Source organism: Aliidiomarina celeris, assembly GCF_003316875.1.
In the GTDB taxonomy this organism is placed as follows: Bacteria; Pseudomonadota; Gammaproteobacteria; order Enterobacterales; family Alteromonadaceae; genus Aliidiomarina; species Aliidiomarina celeris.
Genome location: NZ_QMIL01000029.1, coordinates 1 through 351 on the forward strand (window position 1 = coordinate 1; position 351 = coordinate 351).

Annotated in this window: 1 protein-coding gene; it reads left to right on the top strand. The window is 67.5% G+C overall.

What is annotated here, in order from left to right; all coding sequences use genetic code 11:
- Window positions 1-69: 69 nt before the first annotated feature.
- Window positions 70-351: ATP phosphoribosyltransferase regulatory subunit (locus DQW12_RS13355; RefSeq protein WP_198683967.1), on the top strand; the 282-nt coding region annotated here is incomplete at its 3' end.

Here is a 351-nt window from a genome sequence, read left to right on the forward strand (position 1 = left end):
CTTGCCGCCCCCCGCCCCATCCGCTAAGCACGCCCGCGACGGATTTGGCAGGCCCCAGGGGGCGGGATCATGGCGAAGGACAAGGGGCCCAGGCGGCCACGCGCGGAAACGCCCAAGGGCTTTCGCGACTATTTCGGACACGAGGTGACCGAGCGCGCCGAGATGCTGCGCGCGATCACCGAGGTCTATCACCGTTACGGCTTCGACCCACTGGAAACCTCGGCGGTGGAAACGGTCGAGGCGCTGGGCAAATACCTGCCCGATGTCGATCGCCCGAATGCCGGCGTCTTCGCCTGGCAGGAAGAGGATCAGGACTGGCTCGCGCTGCGCTATGACCTGACCGCGCCGCTG